This window comes from Corynebacterium stercoris (assembly GCF_024160105.1).
Classification (GTDB): domain Bacteria; phylum Actinomycetota; class Actinomycetes; order Mycobacteriales; family Mycobacteriaceae; genus Corynebacterium; species Corynebacterium stercoris.
On record NZ_JAMFTQ010000001.1, the window covers coordinates 45,499 to 65,691 of the forward strand.

At 66.2% G+C, this 20,193-nt stretch carries 18 protein-coding genes; 3 read left to right on the forward strand and 15 right to left on the reverse strand.

Annotated features, from left to right (window positions below; genetic code table 11):
- Positions 1-176: 176 nt before the first annotated feature.
- Positions 177-719 (forward strand): M23 family metallopeptidase, encoded by a 543-nt coding sequence (locus M5J20_RS00230; protein WP_253575253.1) that lies wholly within the window; start codon positions 177-179, stop codon positions 717-719.
- On the opposite strand, the gene M5J20_RS00235 is transcribed toward M5J20_RS00230, so the two are convergent.
- From M5J20_RS00235 to rpsP, 13 genes are all read right to left on the reverse strand, one after another.
- Positions 682-1,617, reverse strand: a complete 936-nt coding sequence (locus M5J20_RS00235; RefSeq protein ID WP_253575254.1) for a tyrosine recombinase XerC — start codon at positions 1,615-1,617, stop codon at positions 682-684. The genes M5J20_RS00230 and M5J20_RS00235 overlap by 38 nt on opposite strands.
- A gap of 28 nt (positions 1,618-1,645) precedes the next feature.
- On the reverse strand, positions 1,646-2,821 hold the full coding sequence (locus tag M5J20_RS00240; RefSeq protein ID WP_253575255.1) for a DNA-processing protein DprA: 1,176 nt from the start codon (positions 2,819-2,821) through the stop codon (positions 1,646-1,648).
- Positions 2,818-4,356, reverse strand: a complete 1,539-nt coding sequence (locus M5J20_RS00245; RefSeq protein ID WP_253575256.1) for a YifB family Mg chelatase-like AAA ATPase — start codon at positions 4,354-4,356, stop codon at positions 2,818-2,820. Before M5J20_RS00245 ends, M5J20_RS00240 begins: the two co-directional genes overlap by 4 nt.
- Entirely contained in the window at positions 4,343-4,720 is a 378-nt protein-coding gene (locus M5J20_RS00250; RefSeq protein WP_253575257.1) for a YraN family protein, read from the reverse strand. Before M5J20_RS00250 ends, M5J20_RS00245 begins: the two co-directional genes overlap by 14 nt.
- A gap of 196 nt (positions 4,721-4,916) precedes the next feature.
- Positions 4,917-5,225: a DUF2469 domain-containing protein gene (locus tag M5J20_RS00255; protein WP_234947156.1), complete on the reverse strand. Its 309-nt coding sequence runs from the start codon at positions 5,223-5,225 to the stop codon at positions 4,917-4,919.
- Positions 5,222-5,875, reverse strand: coding sequence for a ribonuclease HII (locus M5J20_RS00260; protein WP_253575840.1), 654 nt, complete (start codon positions 5,873-5,875; stop codon positions 5,222-5,224). The genes M5J20_RS00255 and M5J20_RS00260 overlap by 4 nt, the downstream gene beginning before the upstream one ends.
- 4 nt (positions 5,876-5,879) lie before the next feature.
- A complete protein-coding gene (gene lepB / locus M5J20_RS00265; RefSeq protein WP_437177600.1) occupies positions 5,880-6,629 on the reverse strand; it encodes a signal peptidase I in 750 nt (249 codons plus the stop codon).
- Positions 6,630-6,732: 103 nt separating this feature from the next.
- Entirely contained in the window at positions 6,733-7,080 is a 348-nt protein-coding gene (gene rplS / locus M5J20_RS00270; protein ID WP_253575259.1) for a 50S ribosomal protein L19, read from the reverse strand.
- 114 nt (positions 7,081-7,194) lie between these two features.
- Positions 7,195-9,480, reverse strand: a complete 2,286-nt coding sequence (locus M5J20_RS00275) for a Tex family protein (protein WP_253575261.1) — start codon at positions 9,478-9,480, stop codon at positions 7,195-7,197.
- A gap of 10 nt (positions 9,481-9,490) precedes the next feature.
- Positions 9,491-10,876: an anaerobic C4-dicarboxylate transporter gene (locus M5J20_RS00280; RefSeq protein WP_253575263.1), complete on the reverse strand. Its 1,386-nt coding sequence runs from the start codon at positions 10,874-10,876 to the stop codon at positions 9,491-9,493.
- A gap of 86 nt (positions 10,877-10,962) precedes the next feature.
- On the reverse strand, positions 10,963-12,132 hold the full coding sequence (trmD, locus tag M5J20_RS00285; protein WP_253575265.1) for a tRNA (guanosine(37)-N1)-methyltransferase TrmD: 1,170 nt from the start codon (positions 12,130-12,132) through the stop codon (positions 10,963-10,965).
- Between the two features lie 9 nt (positions 12,133-12,141).
- Complete coding sequence (gene rimM, locus M5J20_RS00290) at positions 12,142-12,642, reverse strand: ribosome maturation factor RimM (protein WP_253575267.1); 501 nt, start codon at positions 12,640-12,642, stop codon at positions 12,142-12,144.
- Between the two features lie 110 nt (positions 12,643-12,752).
- A complete protein-coding gene (rpsP, locus tag M5J20_RS00295; protein WP_253575269.1) occupies positions 12,753-13,256 on the reverse strand; it encodes a 30S ribosomal protein S16 in 504 nt (167 codons plus the stop codon).
- A 311-nt stretch (positions 13,257-13,567) separates the two neighbouring features.
- Here rpsP and M5J20_RS00300 point away from each other — a divergent pair, with 311 nt between their 5' ends.
- Positions 13,568-15,703 carry an acyltransferase family protein gene (locus tag M5J20_RS00300; RefSeq protein WP_253575271.1) on the forward strand — a complete coding sequence of 712 codons (2,136 nt, stop codon included), beginning with the start codon at positions 13,568-13,570 and terminating at the stop codon, positions 15,701-15,703.
- 19 nt (positions 15,704-15,722) lie between these two features.
- Here M5J20_RS00300 and ffh read toward each other — a convergent pair whose 3' ends face one another.
- Together ffh and ftsY are read right to left on the reverse strand one after the other, a co-directional pair.
- Entirely contained in the window at positions 15,723-17,360 is a 1,638-nt protein-coding gene (ffh, locus tag M5J20_RS00305; RefSeq protein WP_253575273.1) for a signal recognition particle protein, read from the reverse strand.
- Positions 17,361-17,720: 360 nt separating this feature from the next.
- Entirely contained in the window at positions 17,721-19,502 is a 1,782-nt protein-coding gene (gene ftsY / locus M5J20_RS00310; RefSeq protein WP_253575275.1) for a signal recognition particle-docking protein FtsY, read from the reverse strand.
- Between the two features lie 142 nt (positions 19,503-19,644).
- Here ftsY and M5J20_RS00315 point away from each other — a divergent pair, with 142 nt between their 5' ends.
- Complete coding sequence (locus tag M5J20_RS00315; protein WP_253575277.1) at positions 19,645-20,190, forward strand: META domain-containing protein; 546 nt, start codon at positions 19,645-19,647, stop codon at positions 20,188-20,190.
- Positions 20,191-20,193 lie beyond the last annotated feature (3 nt).

Consider the following 20,193-nt stretch of genomic DNA (forward strand, 5'->3'; position numbering starts at 1 on the left):
CATTCGGCGCGCGAAGTCAGTCTTGAAAGACTGCCCGAACAACACTACTCAGCGGCCGCGCGAAAACCTAATTGATCTGCACGATTGTGGATAACTTCGCCGCCGCCCCGCCGTTATCCACAGGTTCGCGCGCGCCGCCCTCGACACCGCGCGCTGTTGCCGGGTTTATTCGGGGCATGTTCCGCTTTCCGACGTTCATTTCCCGGCCCGTTTCCGCCCTCGCAACCGCCGCGTTAGTTGCAATCGCCGTCGCCGCCGCCCCGGTGACCGCAGATGCCTGGGTCGACCCGTCAACCGGGCTTTCCCACCCCACCAAGGTGACCCGGCGCGCCGAGATCCCGGAGAAGAATTGGCTGCCCGGCCACCGCGGCGTGGACTTGGCGCTGCGCCCCGGGCAGGCGGTGCGCGCGGCTGCCGGCGGGGAGGTCGCGTTCGCGGGCGTCGTCGTCGGCGTGCCGGTGGTGTCCATCGTCCACCCGGATGGCCTGCGGAGTACCTACCAGCCGGTTGACCCGCATGTCGCCGTCGGCCAGCACGTCGCGGAGGGACAGCAGATCGGCACGTTGAGCCGCGTGGCACCGTCGGCACGCGCCGCCCACGACGGGCTGCACTGGGGTGTACTGACGGGCCCCGACACTTACATCGACCCGCTCACGCTGCTGGATGCGCCGATCATCCGGCTCAAGCCCGTGGATGGGCCTGGTCGTAAACCTTTTTGAGTCGCTGCGCGGAGACGTGGGTGTAGATCTGCGTCGTCTGCAAGCTGGAGTGGCCCAGCAATTCCTGCACCATGCGCAGATCCGCACCCCCTTCCAGCAGGTGCGTCGCCGCGGTGTGGCGCAGCGAGTGCGGGGTTACCCCGCCAGCGCCGACGTCTGCCGCGGCGCGTTCCACGACGCGGCGCACCTGGCGTTGGTCGATGCGCCTGCCCCGGCTGCCAACGAACAGCGCCTGTTCCCCCGCCTCCGCCACCAGGTCTGATCGCCCCCGGTTGAGCCAAGTGCGGACGGCGTTCGCAGCCTCAGAACCGAAAGGCACGACGCGTTGCTTGTTGCCCTTGCCCGTCACCTTCGCCATGCGGCGCTCGAGGTCGATGTCGACGACGTTCAGCCCGGTGAGCTCGCTGACGCGCATGCCGGTGGCGTAGAGCAGCTCGAGCATCGCGGTGTCGCGCAAAGCCTCGGGCGTGTCAGCACCGGTGCCGCTCGCACCCGTGCCGCCCGCGGCATCTGTGGCACGCATTGGATCCTGCACCAAGGCAGTGGCCGTCTCTGGCTTGAGCACCGTGGGCAGCGGGCGGGTGATCTTGGGGGCCACGAGGCGGGCCGCGACATCGGTGTCGAGGTAGCCCTGGTTGTAGGCCCACGTGGAGAACGCCCGCACCGCCGCAGTGCGGCGCGCGAGCGTGGAACGGGCCTTGCCCTGGCGAACCGCATCGGCGAGCCAGCGCCGCAACGCGTCGAGCGTGAAATCCTCGAAGCGCTCCACCGTGCCGGCGAGTTGCGCCAGGTCTGACTGGTAGCCGCGCACGGTGTGCTCCGAGCGTCCGAGGACGAGGCGGGCGTGGTCGGCGAAGTCCGCGACCGCCGCCTGCACCTGCGAACTCGATTCACTCATGCATCAGGAGTCTATTGCAGTCACAACATCACCACACTGCGGACCCGTCGTCGTCAAACACGACGCGCCGCCAGAACCTGCCTTCGCGCGCCACCAACTGGCGTTTCTCCAGGTCCAGCAGGAGATGCACAGCGAGGCCGATCTGCATGCCCGCAGTGTTTGCGACGGTGTCCGCGTCAACCGCGCCGTCGCCGACTCTCGGTAAGGCATCGTAAACTCGCAGTTCCTTCTGCGAGAGCGACTGGAGGGGCGATTTCGGGAACAGCGCCTCCATTGCTGCCTCCGCGTCCACGGTGCCGACCGGGCTCAACAGCTCGTGAATCTGGTTCGCGTTGAGCACGATCTGCGCACGGTGCTCGTAAATGGCCATGTTGGTGCCCACACTCGACTGCTCCAGGATCGAGCCCGGCACTGCCAAGGTGGGCTTGTTGAAGGCCGTCGTCCAGCGCGCGGTGCTCAGCGCCCCGGAGCGGAAGCCGGCCTCGACGACAACGGTGCCTTGGGCGAGCGCCGCGATCAGCCGGTTGCGAGTCAAAAACCGGTGCCTATCAGGGGTGACCATCGGCGGATACTCCGAGACAACCGCGCCGCCGCGGGCCGGGATCTCCTGGTAGAGCCGCGCATTCGGCGACGGGTACGTGATGCCCGGGCCGCAAGCCGTAACCATCACCGTCGGGGCGTTGGCCGCGAGTGCGGTGTCGTGCGCGACCGTGTCGATGCCCAGCGCGCCTCCGGACACAATGGTGTAGCGGTGCGCCGCGAGTCCGTTGACCAGGTTCGCGGTCGCCAGATGGCCGTACGCCGTAGCTGCCCGCGTGCCGACGAACGCCACCGACTGCTCTAGAAGCGACGGCAAGTTCGTCTCGCCGGCCACCCACAGCGCGTGGGGCGGGCAGCCGCCCTCCTTCTCCGCTGCGTCTCCCAGCATGAACGCGGTAGTGAGGATGTCCCGCGGCCACTGCGGCGATTCGGGTGTGAGCAGGGTGTAGCCGAGCTCCGCCGCCTTCGCCAGGTCCTCCTCCGGCCGCGCCGAGGAGCACCGCCGCTCGGTCTGGCCCGCAAGTCCGCCCAGCCAGCTTGCGCGGGTGCGGATGCCGCGCGCGATTTCGTCGGCGTCCCGCCCCGCGGTAAGCAGCGCCTGCAGGTGCGGCGACGGCCCTTCAATGACCCTGCTCAAATACGCCCAGGATTCCAGCGCGCTCATGCCGCCACCCCCGCGGGAGACACATCGCGCATGTCAAACGCTTCGCCGACATGACCGATGTGCAACGCGGACGCGCCCTCCAAGTCCGCGATCGTCCACGCCAGCTTGAGCACTCTGTCGACGCCGCGCTGGGTGAGTATCCGATCCGCAAGCTTGTCCTCGAGGAAGGCGGTCACATCCTCTCCCAGCGGAAACTGACGTCGAAGCACCGATGGATTCACCCGCGAGTTGGTCACCGGCCCGAGCCCAGCCGCACTCCACCGTGCCGCCGCCCGCTCCCGAGCTTCCGCGACGCGCTCGGCGATCACCGCGGAAGATTCCGCACCCACCGCGCTCACCACTGCGGACTGCGTCGACGTCCGAATGAAGATGTCGAGCCGGTCCCGCAGCGGACCGGAGACATTAGACAGGTGGTTCGCTCGCACGTGCGCCTTGCACGAACACTGCGTCCCCTCCTTGCCGCACTTGCACGGATTCGCCGCGAGCACCAGCTGGAACTGCGCCGGGTAGCGCACCTGCCGCTTTCCGCGGGTGAGCGTCACCTGCCCCTGCTCCAGCGGCAGGCGCAGCTCGTCGAGTACCCTGGACGCGATCTCGGACGCCTCGTCGAGGAACAGTACGCCGTTGTGCGCCTGGCTCACCGCGCCAGGCAGCGGCATGCCGGAACCGCCGCCGATCATGCCGACCTTGCTTACCGACGGATGCGGGGCCACAAACGGTCGCATCCGCACCACCCCGCCGCGCGACACGCCGGCCGCGGCGTGCAGCGCCGTCGTTTCGATCTGCTCCTGCACGCTCAGAGGCGGGAGGATCGACGGCAGGCGTTCGGCAAGCATCGATTTACCCGAGCCGGGCGGGCCCACCATCATGACGTGGTGTCCGCCGGCGGCCGCGACTTCCATGGCCCGGCGCTCCAGCGCTTGGCCTGCAATATCGCGAAAGTCGGGCCCGCCCACCAGCGCGTCGACCGCGGCCGGCACCCGCACTGCCTGCTCCAAGGCCGCTCCACCGTGCAGCCAGTGCCACACCTGGAGCAGGGAGTCTGCGACGAGGATGTCGGTGTCGTCGAGCAGCGCAGCTTCGTGCGCGTTGGCGCGCGGGACGATGACGGTATCAATAGTGCCGTCGGCACGCTCGCGCTCGCGGGCGGCTTTCAGCAGCATCGGCAGCACGCCTTCGACTCGGCGGAGCGAACCGTCGAGCGCCAGCTCGCCCATGAACATCGTGCGGCGCAGCACCGGTTCCAGCTCCGGGTCGAGGCAGCCGAGGACGGTGAGTGCAATGGGGAGGTCAAAGTGCGAGCCGGCCTTGGGCAGATGCGCCGGGGAAAGCGAGACCATGATGCGCGTGCGCGGCCACGGCAGCCCCGAGTTGGCGACTGCGGTGCGGATGCGCTCGCGCGATTCTTTCACCGCCGCGTCGCCGAGGCCGACCATTTGCATGCCCGGCAGGCCGGGGCCGACGTTCGCTTCCACGGTGACCATGTGCGCGGCCACGCCCTCCACGGTGGCCGTGAGTGAACTAGCAAGCCCCATCTTCGACCCCCATGAAACGGGACGCGGTGTAGTTCGCGCCCTTGAGCACAACCTCCACGACATCGAAACGGACCGGTACGTGGGCGGTGTCCGGCCAGCGGGACAGCCACTCGGCCGCGCAACGGCGCATGGTGGCCAGCTTCTTCGACCCCACGGCTTCCGCCCCGCCGTAGGAGCGGCCGCGGCGGGTTTTCACCTCGAGGAAAACAATGGTGCCGTCGGCATCGCGAAGCACGGCGTCGATCTCGCCTGCCCGGCAGCGGGCGCGGGTGTCCACGCAGGTGTAGCCCAAGTCTTGGTACCACGCGACGGCAATGTGCTCGCCGGCAAGTCCGAGGGCGTACTGGTCCGCGATCTCACTCAATGCATCGCCGGGCAGGATGTCGAGCGTGCCCCGAGTCGTAGAAGGTTCGACCCGGGGCGGATGTGTATCAGTTGCGGTGGTGGTTGCGTAGGGATGGTGTGTCACGGTTGGTCCCCCTTCGAGGGTGTCTAGGAATGCGGTTATGCATACTTAGACTTCCGTTGGGGCCGTTTGGTTCCCTCGTAACCGAAACTTTTTAGCGGTCCGGGAATGCCAGGTCGGGTTTGTCCAGCTCCTCGATGTTCACGTCCTTGTACGTGATCACACGGACGTAGCGCACGAAGCGCACTGCGCGGTACATGTCCCACACCCAGCAGTCGGACATGCGGACCTCGTAATACACGTCCTTGCCCTCGGTGTGCGGGATGAGTTCGACGGCGTTCGCCAGGTAGAACCGGCGATCCGTCTCCACCACGTAGGAGAACTGGCTGGCAACGTCGCGGTATTCCCGGTACAGGGAGAGCTCAACCTCCGCCTCGTAGTTGTCCAGATCCTCTGCACTCATGGACGCACAACCCCTCTGTACACATCGTTGGCCAACCGGACGTTTGCATAACTATAACGGTGCTCCGGCGTGGGCCCGTGGCGGCGCACCGCGTCCATGTGCGCCTTGGTGCTGTAGCCCTTGTGGCCCTCCAACCCGTACCCGGGAAACTGCTGCGCCATGGTGTCGATGAGGCGATCGCGGCTCACTTTCGCCAGTACGCTGGCGGCCGCGATGCAGCGCGCGGTGTAGTCGCCGCCCACCACGGGCAGCTGCGGCACGCTAAGGCCCGGCACGCGGAAGGCATCCATGAGCACGTAGCCCGGCTCGACGTCGAGGCAGGCAACGGCACGGCGCGCCCCATCGAGGTTCGCCGCCTGCACACCGCGCCGGTCAATCTCCGCGGCGGGGATGTGGATGATGGCGTAGGACGATGCGGCGGCAACGATTGCGTCGTAAAGCACTGCCCTCTTCGCGGCGGTGAGTTGCTTGGAATCGGTCAGGCCCTCGAGCGCCGCCACGGGTTTCGGCGGCAATACGCACGCGGCCACGGTGAGCGGGCCGAAGCAGGCGCCGCGGCCCGCCTCGTCCACCCCGGCGACCGGTCCGAGGCCGGCCTTGTCCAGCGCCACCTCGAGTGTGCGCAGCTGCTTGAGGCGGCGAACGCGCACGTTGTTAGCGCTGGATGTCCGGATCGGCGACGCCGCCGAAGCGATCGAGCGGGAAGACAATGGCCTGCACCTTGCCGCGGAGATTCTCCTCCGGGATCGTGCCCTGGTACTCGTCGCCGATGTGGGCGCGGGAATCGGCCGAGTTCGTGCGGTTGTCGCCCATCATGAAGTAGTTGCCCTCGGGCACCAGCACAGGGCCGAAGTAGGGGCCGCCGCATGCCTCGGACCCGGTGACCTCGTCAATCGGGTACGTCGGCGGGGACAGCGTGTAGGACTGGTCGATCGGCTGGCCGTCCACCATCACCGCCGGGTCGCCCTCCTGGCAGGACACGGTCTGGCCGCCCTCGGCGATGATGCGCTTCACCAGCGTGTTCTCATCCTTCGGCACAAGGCCCACCCAGGAGCCGACCTCTTGCATGCCGCGGACGAAGGTGTTGTCCGACCGGTTGGAGTAGAACCCGGTGTTCCACGAATCGGTGCCCTTGAACACCACCACATCACCCGGCTCGGGGTCGGTGAAGTAGTAGCTCACCTTCTCAACCAGGATGCGGTCGCCGGAGCCGCTCTCGCCGTGCAGCGTCGGCTCCATCGAGCCCGAGGGGATCACGTACAGCCGGCCGATGAACGTCTGCAGCACAAACATGATCGCCAACGTCAGCACGATCACCAGCGGGATCTCGATGTACCACGGGGCCTGCTTGGGCTCCTGCGCTTGCACCTGCGGGGTGCGCGCCGGGTCATTCGCCTGATTCACGCGAGACACTCTAACACCCCGCAACGCAACAACGCCCCGCCCCCCAACAAGGTGGGGAAACGGGACGTCGGAAAGTGCAGAGCCCCTCGTGCGGGGCTGGCGACTAGCGGCGCTCCTTGATGCGGGCAGCCTTGCCGCGCAGGTCGCGCATGTAGTACAGCTTCGCGCGACGGACCTTACCGCGGCGGACAACGTCGATCTTCTCGATGTTCGGGGAGTGGACCGGGAAGGTACGCTCAACGCCGATGCCGAAGGAGATCTTGCGGACGGTGAAGGTCTCGCGGATGCCGGCACCCTGGCGGCGCACAACGAAGCCGGTGAAGACCTGGGTACGGGTCACGTTGCCCTCGATAACCTTGACGTGCACGTCGAGGGTGTCGCCCGGGCGGAAGGACGGGATATCGTCGCGCAGCTGACCTGCGTCGACGAGGTCGATGATGCCGTTGCTCATAGCAGCATTCCTTTACGTTTACGGACAGAGGACCCTAGCGGCTTTTCCCACATTCGGGCGCTCGGCTGGTTCATGTCGTGTACAACAACCCGAGCTACATTACATATCTGCCGGTCAGTTACCAAATCCCGCACGCTTCAGCGCGTCCGCCATGGAGCCTTTCGCTTCACGACGCTCGCCCCTTCCACGCCCCTGCTTGGCTCCGCGCTGCGGTTGCTTGGCTCCGCGCTGCGGTTGCTTGGCTCCGCGCGGCGCGCCAGGCTCGTCGTCGAGGCGCAGGCTGAGTCCGATGCGCTTACGCGCCACGTCCACGTCCATCACCTTGACTTTGACTACCTCGCCAGAGCGGACCACCTCGTGCGGGTCCGAGACGAAGCGGTTCGCCATCGCGGAGACGTGAACGAGGCCGTCCTGGTGCACGCCCACGTCCACGAAGGCACCGAAGGCGGCGACGTTGGTGACGGTGCCCTCCAAGATCATGCCGGGTTTCAGGTCCTTAACCTCCGTAACGCCCTCCTTGAACGTGGCTGTCTTGAACTCCGGGCGCGGGTCGCGGCCCGGCTTGTCCAACTCGGCGAGGATGTCCGTGACCGTCGGCACGCCGAAGTGCTCGTCGGCGAAATCTGCGGGGCGCAGCTTCGACAGCACCGCGGTGTTGCCGATGAGCTGCTCGGTTGTGAGCCCGGTGGCGGCGGCCACACGCTCCACCACAGGGTAGGCCTCCGGGTGCACCGCGGAACCGTCCAGCGGGTTCTTCCCGCCCTGGATGCGCAGAAAGCCTGCGGCCTGCTCGAACGCCTTCGGACCGAGGCGCGGCACCTTGCCGAGTTCCTTGCGGGTGGTAAGGGATCCGTGCTCGTCGCGGTAGGCAACAATGTTTTTCGCCACCGTGCCGGAGAGCCCAGCCACGCGCTCCAGCAGCGGGGCCGAGGCGGTGTTCACGTCGACACCGACGGAGTTCACCGCGTCCTCCACAACCCCGTCCAGCGCGCGGGCGAGTGCGGTCTGGTTCACGTCGTGCTGGTACTGACCCACGCCGATCGCTTTCGGGTCCACCTTCACCAGCTCCGCGAGCGGGTCTTGCAGGCGGCGCGCGATGGACACTGCGGACCGCAGCGATACGTCCATGTCGGGGAACTCTTCGGCCGCGATCTCGCTGGCGGAGTAGACGGACGCGCCGGATTCGGACACCACCACCGGCGTGGGGCGTTTACCGCCCGCCTGGGCGATGAGGTCCGCGACCTCGCCCGCGAGCTTTTCGGATTCGCGCGACGCGGTGCCGTTGCCGATGGCGATGAGCTCCACGCCGTGTTCGGCGCTCAGCTTTGCGAGCTCCTCGCGCGCCGCGTCCCAGCGGTTCTGCGGCTGGTGCGGGTACACGATCGTGGTGGCCAGCACCTTCCCGGTGCCGTCCACCACCGCGCACTTCACGCCGTTGCGGTAGCCGGGGTCCAGCGCGAGCGTCGCGCGCTGGCCGGCAGGGGCAGCCAGCAGCACGTCGCGGAGGTTCGTGGTGAAGACCTCGAGCGCGCCCTCCTCCGCCTTCTCGCGCAGCCGCACGCGGATGTCCAGGTTCGCGGAGACCTGCAGCTTGGTGCGCCAGCCCCAGCGCACGGCCTTGCGCACCCACTCGCTGTCCGGCAGGTCGAAGGCGCGGGCGATCATGCCCTCGTAGATCGCGTCCTCACCGGGGTCGAAATCAAGCGTCAGCACGCCCTCCGCCTCGCCGCGGAACAGCGCCAGGATGCGGTGGCTCGGGAGTGAGGCGAAAGGCTCGGAGAACTCGAAGTAGTCGGCGTACTTCGCGCCCTCCGCCTCCTTGCCCTCCACAACCCCGGCGCGCAGCGAGCCATCGCGGAACACGCGGTCGCGCACCTCGCCCACGAGGTCCGCGTCGGTGGCGAAGCGGTCCACCAGGATCGCCCGCGCACCTTCCAGCGCGGCCTTCGCATCGGGGAAGCCTTCTGAGAGGTAGTCCTGCGCCGCCGCCTCCGGATCCACGGCAGGGTCTTCGACGAGTTGGCGCTCCAGCGCTTCGAGCCCGGCTTCGCGGGCGATGTCAGCCTTCGTTTTGCGGCGCTTCTTGTAGGGCAGGTACAGGTCCTCGACGCGCGCCTTGGAGTCGGCGGCGAGGATTTCACGGCGCAGCTCGTCGGTGAGCTTGCCCTGTTCCTCGATGCTGGCGATGACCGCGTCTTTGCGCTCCGCCAGCTCGACGAGGTAGGTGTTGCGCTCTTCGATGTGACGCAGCTGGGCGTCATCCAACCCGCCCGTTGCTTCCTTGCGGTAGCGGGCGATGAACGGGACGGTGTTGCCCTCCGCCAGCAGGGTGAGCGCCTGCTGGACTTGGTGATCCCGGACATTGAGTTCTTTCGCGATGGTGGCTGCGATTGATGTCATTCGGGCGATACTAGAGCAGCACCTGCGCGAGCAGGGAACCAACCACGCACGAGGTGAACACCGAGATCGCACCCGGGATCAGGAACGAGTGGTTGATCACGTATTTGCCGATGCGGGTGGTGCCCGTGCGGTCGAAGCCGATGCAGGCCAGGTCCGACGGGTAGGTCGGCAGGATCCAGTAGCCGTAGGACGCGCCGTAGAAACCGATGATCACCTTCGGGTCGATGCCCAGCGCCAGGCCGATCGGGGCGATCGCCGTCAGCGCGGCAGCCTGCGAGTTCACCAGCTTGGATACAACCAGCAGCACGATGGCGTAAGCCCACGGGGCTGCCTGGACAACGCTGCCGAGCTGCTCCTCCAGTGCGTCGATGTGGGTGGAGAAGAACGTGTCCGCCATCCACGCCACACCGAACACGGAGAACACGGCCGTCATGCCGGCCTTGAACACCGGCGTGGAGGCGATCTTCTTGTGGTCCGTCTTGCAGAACAGCAGGATCATGGCGCCAGCAAAGAGCATGACCATCTGGATGGCCAGGTTCATGGACAGCGGCTTCATCACGCCGTCGGCGTTCGGCCATGCCGGGCGCAGTCCGTCGAACGCGCCGAGAACGACCACGAACACGATGGCGGCGAGGAAGATCCAGACGGAGTTCACGGCGGACTTCTCAAACTTCACGTCCAACAGCGAGTGGCTGGATTCGTTGATGGACTTGGCGAACTCCGGGTCCTTCATGCGCTCCTGGAACACCGGATCCTTATCCAGGTCCTTGCCGCGGCGCAGCGACCACAACGCAGCGAGCAACACGCCGGACAGCGACGCCGGCATGGCCACCATGAGGATCTGCGGGATCGAGTACGCCTGATCAATCAGGCCGGCGTTCTCCGCCAGGATCGATGCCAGGGACACCGTTGCCACCGACACCGGAGATGCGGTGATACCCATCTGTGCCGAGGTGGAGGCCACCGCCATGGGGCGCTCCGGGCGGATGCCCTTCTTCAGCGCAATGTCCTCGATGATCGGGAACATGGTGTAGACAACGTGGCCGGTGCCGCAGAGCACGGTGAGGAACCAGGTGGTGAGCGGGGCGAGGATGGTAATGCGCTCAGGGTGGGCGCGCAGGAATTTCTCCGCCTGCTGCATCATCACTTCCAAGCCTCTGGCCTGTTGCAGTGTGGCGGCACAGCCAATCACAGCGATGATGGTCAGCATCACGCCGACGGGCGGCTCGCCCGGCTGCAGGCCGAAGAGGAAGACCATGATCATCAGGCCGATGCCCGAGATCAGGCCGAGGCCGAGACCGCCGTAGCGCGTACCCAGCAGCAGCGCGCTCAGGATCACCAAGATCTGCAGCGCGATGGCAATCCCCGATGTGGGGTCCAGTATGGACGCAAGCATGGGAAACCTTTCTCTTAGTGCTACCTTTAAGGTAGATCAGGCATCCATGCTGCTCACAACGCAGAAGCGTGTGATTTTTCGCACCCTCACAGCTCGCGTGTCGTGCCGTACCACTGCACATCCTTCGGCAGCGCGTTAACGACAGCTTTCGTCGCAGCAGGAAGCTCCAGCGCCGTCCGGCCCTGTACCGTCAGCGTGCGCACCGGATCAATTGGCGGGTGTCCGTGCTCCAGCTCATAGCTCTGCTCCAGCATCGGCGGCTCGAAGCACACGTTTGCACCCCGCGGCTCCCCCAGCTCAACGCGCTCCACCACGTAGCCGGCCTTCTTCAACGCCCTTCGCAGACGCTTTTCGACGCCTGCGTTCCACCGCGTTGCGTCCAGAATCACATCCAACCGGGTGACCACGTCTCTGGCATCGAGCAGGAACGTGTCAGCCTCGCTGAGTTCCGCCCGCGCGAGCAGATCCGGACGCACTGCGCGGGTGCGCTTGAGTGACTGCTCGCGGCGCCACGCCTCCACCTTTGCGTGGTCGCCCGAGGTGAGCACTTCAGGGGCTTCCAGGCCGCGCCACACGCGCGGCTTTGTGTAACTCGGACCCTCCAGCAACCCGTCAGAGAAGCTGTCCTCCTCGTGGCTCTCGGTATTGCCCAGCACGCCGGGGATCAAGCGGGTCACCGCTTCGGCGATCACCAGCACCGCGACTTCCCCGCCGATCAGCACATAGTCGCCGATGGAGACCTCGCGGACCCGGTAGCGCTGCGCGGCATCGTCGAAGACGCGCTGGTCAATGCCCTCGTAGCGCCCGCAGGCGAACACGATGTGCTCCTCGCGCGACCACGCTTGGGCTTGCGCCTGAGTAAAAGGCGTGCCGGCCGGTGTGGGCACGATGAGCAGCGGCATGGACGGGTCCTCGCCCTCGCGCACGTCGGCGGCCTCGTAGGGCCTGGCCGCCACTTCGGCGACCTGGTCGTGGCGCAGTTTGTCGTTGCGGTGCGCAGCTGCGGTGGTCAGAGTGTCCCCGGCGCGCCCGGCGCAGACGTCGTCGAGCGCGGGGCCCCAGACCTCAGGCTTCATCACCATGCCTGGCCCGCCGCCGAGCGGCGGCGCGTCGACGGATTTGTGGTTGCCGGTGGCCCAATCGCGCAGGTCGTGCACCCCGACTTCGAGGATCCCTTGCTCAATCGCCTTGCCCAGCAGCGCGTGGCGCAGCGGCTCGAGGTACTCGGGGAAAATGGTGATCGCGTCGATCCGCATAGCGCTGCCCTACAGGTCCAGCAGGCCGTCCGGCGGGGTGATCTCCAAGTAGCCCTCGTCGAGGTCGATCTCCGGCACGATGTCCATCACGAACGGGATGAGCACCTCTCTGCCGCGGTAATCCACTTCCAAGATCTTGCGGTTCGGCGTATCCATCACGCCCGTGACCTCGCCGATTTCCTCGCCTGCGTGGCGCACCTTCAGGCCGATGAGCTCGTGGTCGTAGTACTCGTCCGAGTCGTCCTCGCGCTCGAGCGGGGCAGCGTAGAACTGCATGCCGCGCAGGCTGTCCGCTGCGGTGCGATCCGGAATTTCCTCCAGGGTGACCAGCAGGCGCTGCTGGTGCGGGCGCACCGCCTTGACGGTCAGGTCCTGCTCCTTGCCGGTCTGTCGGCCGTGCAGCACCTCGCCGACGGCGAAGTAGACATCTTCATCCTCCGCCAGCGGCTCCACAACCACTTCGCCGCGCACGCCGTGGGACTTCACTACCCTGCCGATCCGGATTTCCATGCGGCTCAGGCTACCAGCAGGCTGCGGCGGTTCGAGAGCGCCGTAAAACGAACGTCGAAAAGCAAAAATGCCCAGCGAAAACGCCGGGCATTCACGTGGGAGGGTCCGATTTACTCGGCGGATTCCTCAGCGGCCTCCTCGGAAGCCTCAGCCTCTGCGGACTCGGCAGCCTCTGCGGCGGCTGCGGCCTCAGCCTCGGCAGCAGCCTTCAGCTCAGCCTCTTCCTTTGCCTTCTTGCGCTTCTCGGTGATGGCCTCGGCGGTCGGGCCGTTGTTGGCCTCCTCGAGGGCCTTGTTGAACAGCTCGAGCTTGGACGGCTTCTCCTCGGCAACCTTCAGGGTGCCCTCTGCGCCGTCGATGCCCTTGAACTTCTGCCAGTCACCGGTGATCTTCAGCAGGCGCTCCACCGGCTCGGTCGGCTGCGCGCCGACGCCCAGCCAGTACTGCGCGCGCTCGGAGTCGATGCGGATGACGGACGGCTCTTCCTTCGGGTGGTAGATGCCGATGTTCTCGATGACGCGGCCATCGCGGCGGGTGCGGGCATCAGCGACGACAACGCGGTACTGCGCGTTGCGGATCTTGCCGAGGCGCTGCAGCTTGATCTTTACAGCCATGGTGGTACTTCCTTCACTAGGTCACTGGGCAGTGCAGGCATTCGCCGTTTTTCGACGAACCGGTTCAACCCTTGGGATTTACCTGCGCGTGACTGAGCTGGGCGAGGCGTACTCGGCACCAACTGCTGACGCAGGTATTTAGTTGTGCGCTGACGGGCGGCACATCTCGGCCGGCCCGGTCAACCTCGAAGAGTGTACCCGGCGAGCGCCGCACCCCCAAACCGGGTATATTCACGCCCTTTGCAACCGCGGCGGTAAGGTTCCCACAGTTAGACCCCTCCCCACGCATTTGAAAGACGACGCAGAGTTCCATGACGTCCCCGCAGGCACCGCGCTCAACGACCCCCACGGGGTCCAGCGCGTACCGCGTGGACCTGGACGGGCTGCGCGGCTACGCCATCGCGCTGGTGGTGATCTTCCACGTATTCGTCGGCCGCGTCTCCGGCGGCGTGGACGTGTTCCTCTTCCTTTCTGGGTACTTCTTCCTGGGCGGGCAGCTGCGTTACGCGATGCGCCCCTTCCCCAGCCTCAACCCGTGGTGGCCGTTCTGGCGCACCGTTCGGCGCCTCGTCCCCGCGCTAGTGGTGGTGCTTGGCGCCACGCTCATCGGGATCCTCGCCTTGACGCCGGAGCTGCTCAACGAGGAGCTCGCGCGCCAGTTCACCGCCTCCCTCCTCTACTTCCAGAACTGGGAGCTCACGGCACAAAACGCGGCATACGCTGCGGCGAGCGACACCACGTCCCCGCTGCAGCACCTGTGGTCCATGTCGGTGCAGGGCCAGTTCTACATTTTCGGCATTTGCTTTGCGACGCTCATTGCCTGGCTCGTCAGCACCGCGAAGGTGAGCAAGGCAAACGCGCAGCGCTGGGCTGTTGCGGTGCTGGGCATCATCACCGTTGCATCGTTCGCCTACGCCTCGCGTTTCGGTTTCGAGGGCACGCCCGCCAACTACTACTCCACGTTCTCCCGTGCCTGGGAGCTCTCGCTCGGCGCGCTCCTCGCGTTCGTGCCCCGGGATTGGTACCTCCCGCAGCGCGGCTCCTGGGTCGCCGCGCTCACCGGCGTGGTGATGATTACCGCTACCGGCATCATCATTCCCACCTCGCTGGCGTTCCCCGGCCCGTTGGCGCTGCTGCCGATCACCGGCGCTGCGCTGGTGATCCTCGCCGGCAACGCGAACCCGGTATCCACCATGCTCGCATCCAAGCCGATGACGTGGTTGGGCGGCATTGCTTACTCGCTGTACCTGTGGCACTGGCCGCTTTTGATCGTCGTCACCGCCTCCGGCGGCTTCGAGACTCCGCCGCCCGCGATTGGTGTCGCGGTCATTTTGGCTTCCCTGGCGCTCGCCCACGTCACGCACGCGCTGGTCGAGCAGCCGCTGCGCCAGCACCGCAAGCGCCCGCTGAGCTTCGACACGCCCGTCGTCGACGCGCGCGCGGCGCTTCGCACTCCCGCCGGTGCAGGCCGAGCGGTGGGCGGCGCGATCGTCGCCGTGCTCTTCGCGTGCGGACTCGCGGTGCAACCGGTGTGGGACGCGCGGATCAACAACGCCGACAAACCACTCGATCCCGCCAAGTACCCCGGGGCGACGGCCCTCATCGACGCCGAGGTGCCGAAGGCGAAGCCGCAGCCGAACCCGCATCTGATTGGCGGGATCTATCCGCCGATCGGCGAGCAGGAGTGCATGATCTTCCTGCCCGCGCCGCCCGACGAGATGCCGCGCCCCGACTGCACCTTCGGCGACCTAGATGCCGAAACCACCGTGGTGATGGTGGGCGGCTCCCACATCGAGCCGTTCGGCATTCCGCTGGACATCTTGGGCAAGGAGCACGGCTTCAAGGTGGTGCCGTTCGTGCGCCAAGAGTGCCCGCTGGTCATCGGTGGTGTCGACCGCTTCGAGATCGTGTCTGAGGTATGCGCCGAATGGGGCGAGCGCGTCTACTCGACGATCGTCGAGATGCAGCCCGATCTTGTCATTTCCACCTCGACGCGCCCAGGCGGCCGCGCGGGTGCGGCTGGCTCCGCGGCGGACACGGTGCCGGATGCGTACGCCAACTTGTGGGCGAACTTCGCCGACGCGGGCATCCCCTTCCTGGGGCTTCGCGACAACCCGTGGTTCTTCGACCCTTTCGGCAACCCCATGGACCCGAACCTGTGCATCGTCGCCGGCGGCACCGAGGAGAGCTGCTCCATGCCGGCCGCCGCCGCGTACCCGGGGCCGGATCCCGCGGCGGGTTACCTCGACGGGATGCAGAATCTCTTCAGCATCGACACCGCCCACTGGTACTGCCCCGGCGAGACCTGCCCGCCGCAGATCGGCAACGTGTATGTCTACCGAGACCAGAACCACATCTCAAACGCGTACGCGCGCAGCCTCACCCAGCTGCTGTGGAGCGAGTTGGTCAAGGTCTTCGACCAACTCGGCGTGGCTTACCGGCCCTAAGGGCTAGCGGCGGTGTGGGCTAGCGGCGCTTGCCCATCCGCTTCATCGCCTGCTCGAAGTCCAGGTTGTTTAGGTCCATGCCTTGCATGCCGGCGGGCAGCTGCTCCTGCAGCTTCTCCAGCTCCTTCATGTCAGGCATTCCCGGCATACCAGGCATTCCGCCCATGCCGGGCATTCCCGGCATCCCGCCCATTCCGGGCATCTGCGGCATGCCGCCGCCTTGACGCTTCGGCGGCTTACGCTTGCCGTTCTTGCCCTTGCGGCCCTTCGGCTTCTTCTTCGTTGCAGATCGTCCGCCCATGCCCGGCACACCCGGTAGACCGAACTGGTTCGCCATCTGGCTCATCATCTTCTTCGCCTCGAAGAAACGATCCACCAGCTGGTTGACTTCCGCGACGGTGACACCGGAACCGTTGGCGATACGCTTCCGTCGAGAAGCATTCAGGATCTTCGGATCCTCGCGCTCCTGCGGGGTCATACCGCGGATGATGGCCTGGATGCGGTCGAGCTGCTTCTCGTCGACCATGTCAGCCATCTCGTTCATTGCCTTGCCGCCCGGCATCATCTTGAGCAGGTTGCCGATCGGACCCATGCGGCGGATCATCAAAAGCTGGTCGAGGAAGTCCTCGAGCGTGAGCTCACCCGATGCCAGCTTGCCGGCCGCTGCCTCCGCGTCCTGCTCGTTGAACGTCTGCTCAGCCTGCTCGATGAGCGACAGCAGGTCGCCCATGCCCAGGATGCGGCTGGCCATGCGATCCGGGTGGAAGACGTCGAAGTCTTCGAGCTTCTCGCCGGTGGAGGCGAAAAGGATCGGCTTGCCGGTGACCTCGCGGATGGACAGCGCGGCACCACCGCGGGCATCGCCGTCGAGCTTCGTCAGCACGACACCGGTGAAATCGACACCATCGGCGAAGGCCTGCGCGGTAGTGACCGCGTCTTGACCAATCATCGCATCGATGACGAACAGAACCTCATCCGGATTGACGGCATCGCGGATGTTGCGGGCCTGCGTCATCAGGGTCTCGTCGATACCGAGGCGACCGGCGGTATCGATGATGACCACATCGTTCTTGTTCTGCTTCGCGTACTCAACACCCTGCTGCGCCACTGCGACCGGGTCGCCGTGGGAGGTGCCCATGTCGTGGTCGTGGGTGTCCAGGGACGTGCCCGGGTCTGGAGCGAACGTCGGCACGCCTGCGCGCTCACCGACGATCTGCAGCTGCTGCACCGCGCCCGGGCGCTGGAGGTCACAGGCCACCAGGATCGGGGTGTGGCCCTGCTTGGCCAGGTGCTTCGCCAACTTGCCGGCGAGCGTCGTCTTACCGGCACCCTGCAGACCCGCAAGCATGATCACAGTCGGCGGGTTCTTCGCTAGGTTGAGGCGGCGGGTCTCGCCGCCGAGGATTGCGGTGAGCTCCTCGTCGACGATCTTGATTACCTGCTGCGCCGGGTTCAGCGCCTCAGAAACGTCGGCGCCGAGCGCGCGCTCCTTAACCCGCTTAATGAAGGTGCGGACGACCGGCAGCGAAACATCCGCCTCCAGCAGCGCGATGCGGATCTCGCGAGCGGTGGCGTTAATGTCGGCCTCAGTGAGCTTGCCTTTTCCTCGCAGGCCACCGAGGGCCGATTGCAGGCGGTCGGACAAAGACTCAAACACGTCGAGCACTCCTAGCTGTAGCGATTACGTTTGTTGTAACTTGTCCCAGCCTAGCGGGTGACCTCGCGCACCCTCTAAACGCTGATCGCTGCCGTGGATGTCTGAGAGCTCCACCCCCGCCCAGAAAGATTCTGCAAAATCTTTCAGAGGCGCACCTGTTTCCCCAGGTCGCTACATTTCGTGACAATCTGCCGGAAACCGGCAGGCACGGCGGAAACCGGCAGGCACGCCGGAAACCGGCAGGCACGCCGGAAACCGGAAGGCACGCCGAAAACCGGCAGGCACGCCGGAAGCTGTCGAGACCAAAACGGGCCGAGACCCCGCAGTGGGGATCCCGGCCCGCAAATGCCAACCGACGAACTACCCGAGCAAGGCGTCCACGAAGCTCTCAACCTCGAACGGTGCAAGGTCGTCGGCGCCCTCGCCGAGGCCAACAAGCTTGACCGGCACACCGAGCTCCTCCTGCACCTGGAACACGATGCCGCCCTTAGCGGTGCCATCGAGCTTGGTCAGCACCACGCCGGTGATGTCGACGACGTCGCGGAACACGCGGGCCTGGGTGATGCCGTTCTGGCCGACGGTCGCGTCAAGCACCAGCAACACCTCGTCGACGTTGCTCTTCTTCTCCACCACACGCTTGACCTTGCCGAGCTGGTCCATCAGGCCGGTGGACGTGTGCAGGCGGCCGGCGGTGTCAACGAGCACCACGTCGGCACCCTGCTCAACACCGGTTGCCACGGCGTCGAAGGCCACGGATGCCGGATCGGCGCCTTCCTTGCCGCGAACGGTCGACGCACCGACGCGGCGGCCCCAGGTCTCAAGCTGGTCGGCAGCAGCCGCACGGAACGTATCCGCTGCGCCGAGCACAACGGTGTGGCCCATCGAGACCAGTACGCGAGCGAGCTTGCCGGTGGTCGTGGTCTTGCCGGTGCCGTTCACGCCAACCACCAGAATCACGGCCGGCTTGCCGTCGTTCGGCATCGCCTTGATGGAGCGATCCATGTCTGGGCGGCCAGCCTCGACCAAAGTCTCACGCAGCATTGCGCGCGCCTCCGCCTCGCTGGACACACCGCGTTCGGCGATCTTCTCGCGCAGGTTGTCCACAACCTTCATGGTCAGCTCCGCGCCGAGGTCCGCCATGATCAGCGTGTCCTCGATCTCCTCCCACGCGTCCTCATCCAGATCACCTGCAGTCAGGATGCCGAGCAGACCCTGGCCGATCGCGTTCTGGGAGCGGGACAGACGGCCACGCAGCTTGCCGATGCGGCCAGCCGCCGGCGCGATCTCATCGATCTCCGCCTGCACAGCAGCGCTCTGCGTTCCCTCGGTAACAATCGCCTCGTCAGAGACAACGGCGCCGTCCTGGCGCGCTTCTTCCGCGACCTCCGCGGTCACGGCGGCAATGTTGGCAGCCTCTTCGGCCTCCTCGCGCACGCGCTCCTCGGTGACTACCTCATCGCCGACGGCAAGCTCCTCAGCCTCGGCCGCGAGCTCGTCCGCCATCGCCTCCTCGACGATCTGCTGGCCCTCGGGCGACAGCTCCTCCGCAACCGGAGCCGGCTCCGCGACCTCAACCGCCGGAACCTCCGGCTCGTCCGCGTTGAGCTCCTCAACCGCGTCGGCAGCGTCGTGCGTCAGCGAAATGTCACTCGTTTCCGAGGCTTCGGGCTTTTCGACGGCTGGGTCATCCGGCGCGACAGCAGGCGCAACCCGCGTGCTTGCAACCTCCGGCTCAGCCGTCTCAATCGGCTCAACCGGCGCGGCGGCTTGCTTCGTCTCCTGCTCAGGTTCCGGGAACGGCTTCGGCGGCTCCTGCCGGATGGCCTGCTGCACGTCGTCGTTAGTAATGGGCCCGGAAGTCGCGGCGCCACCCGCAGCGGCCTCCTTGCGCGGAGCCTCGCGGCGCACCGGCTCGGGCTGCTTCGGCTGCGCGTCTGCCTGAGCGAAGTTGAAGCCGCCCTTGGCCTGGTAGTTGCCGGATTTATCCTGCTGGGTGAGCTGCTTCGGCTCCTCCTCCACCGGCTTCTCGAAGGAGACGGTCTTGGACTTCTTGCGCTGGTTGCCCGCCACAATCACGCCGATGATGACCAGCGCGAGGACGATGATGGCAACAACGATCCAGATGCTTGCGTTCGTCGTCATGCGTTCCAGTGTGCCAGCACATTCCATCACCCGGCATCGCCCCAGCGTGGGTAGCTCTTTCGTAGGCTAGAAACGACCTAGCCCTGCTTATCGATCTCTCAAGCAAGGACTTGCTCTTCACCTGCTCACGAAGGAACCCGCTATGCCAATGCCCGTCATCCCCATCCAGGCGATCATCGCCGCCATCGTCGCGCTCGCTGCGGCGCTCGGTATCGGCCTCGGTGTGAGCCAGTCCGGCTCGTCCGAAAGCTCCTCGCTGCGTGCCGACGGCAGCTCCGAGTATTCCCGCCTCGCAACCCCAAAGGTGCTGAAGCCTCTACCCGCTGCCGCTGTCAGGGCGACTCCGGAGCAGGTCAACGAAATCCTGCGTTCGACCTGGCTGCCGGTGCCGGACTATGACAAGACGCCGATCGCGTTCAAAGAGCGCGACGGTGTTTTCGTGACAGCTACTAAGGCGTGCAACGGTTTCGGCGTTGGCATCACACCGAAGCCATCTTCCGCCGAGTACACCTTCCAAGCCCAAGCGACCACCGAAATGTACTGCGGGGGTGCCACTGAGTACGAAGCGGCGATCTTCGAGGCATTCGCCCAGGGCACCCACTTCGCCGTGGTGGAGAAGGACGGCAAGCTCGACACCGCGTACGTTGCCGGCCCGAAGGGCGCGCTGAAGCTCACCCGCGTGCAGTAGCCC

What these genes read in the sequence shown, in the direction of transcription:
- M5J20_RS00230 (WP_253575253.1), top strand. Translation starts at nt 177, where the DNA reads ATGTTCCGCTTTCCGACGTTCATTTCCCGGCCCGTTTCCGCCCTCGCA.
- M5J20_RS00235 (WP_253575254.1), bottom strand. Translation starts at nt 1,617, where the DNA reads ATGAGTGAATCGAGTTCGCAGGTGCAGGCGGCGGTCGCGGACTTCGCC.
- M5J20_RS00240 (WP_253575255.1), bottom strand. Translation starts at nt 2,821, where the DNA reads ATGAGCGCGCTGGAATCCTGGGCGTATTTGAGCAGGGTCATTGAAGGG.
- M5J20_RS00245 (WP_253575256.1), bottom strand. Translation starts at nt 4,356, where the DNA reads ATGGGGCTTGCTAGTTCACTCACGGCCACCGTGGAGGGCGTGGCCGCG.
- M5J20_RS00255 (WP_234947156.1), bottom strand. Translation starts at nt 5,225, where the DNA reads ATGAGTGCAGAGGATCTGGACAACTACGAGGCGGAGGTTGAGCTCTCC.
- rplS (WP_253575259.1), bottom strand. Translation starts at nt 7,080, where the DNA reads ATGAGCAACGGCATCATCGACCTCGTCGACGCAGGTCAGCTGCGCGAC.
- M5J20_RS00275 (WP_253575261.1), bottom strand. Translation starts at nt 9,480, where the DNA reads ATGACATCAATCGCAGCCACCATCGCGAAAGAACTCAATGTCCGGGAT.
- M5J20_RS00280 (WP_253575263.1), bottom strand. Translation starts at nt 10,876, where the DNA reads ATGCTTGCGTCCATACTGGACCCCACATCGGGGATTGCCATCGCGCTG.
- trmD (WP_253575265.1), bottom strand. Translation starts at nt 12,132, where the DNA reads ATGCGGATCGACGCGATCACCATTTTCCCCGAGTACCTCGAGCCGCTG.
- rimM (WP_253575267.1), bottom strand. Translation starts at nt 12,642, where the DNA reads ATGGAAATCCGGATCGGCAGGGTAGTGAAGTCCCACGGCGTGCGCGGC.
- rpsP (WP_253575269.1), bottom strand. Translation starts at nt 13,256, where the DNA reads ATGGCTGTAAAGATCAAGCTGCAGCGCCTCGGCAAGATCCGCAACGCG.
- M5J20_RS00300 (WP_253575271.1), top strand. Translation starts at nt 13,568, where the DNA reads ATGACGTCCCCGCAGGCACCGCGCTCAACGACCCCCACGGGGTCCAGC.
- ftsY (WP_253575275.1), bottom strand. Translation starts at nt 19,502, where the DNA reads ATGACGACGAACGCAAGCATCTGGATCGTTGTTGCCATCATCGTCCTC.
- M5J20_RS00315 (WP_253575277.1), top strand. Translation starts at nt 19,645, where the DNA reads ATGCCAATGCCCGTCATCCCCATCCAGGCGATCATCGCCGCCATCGTC.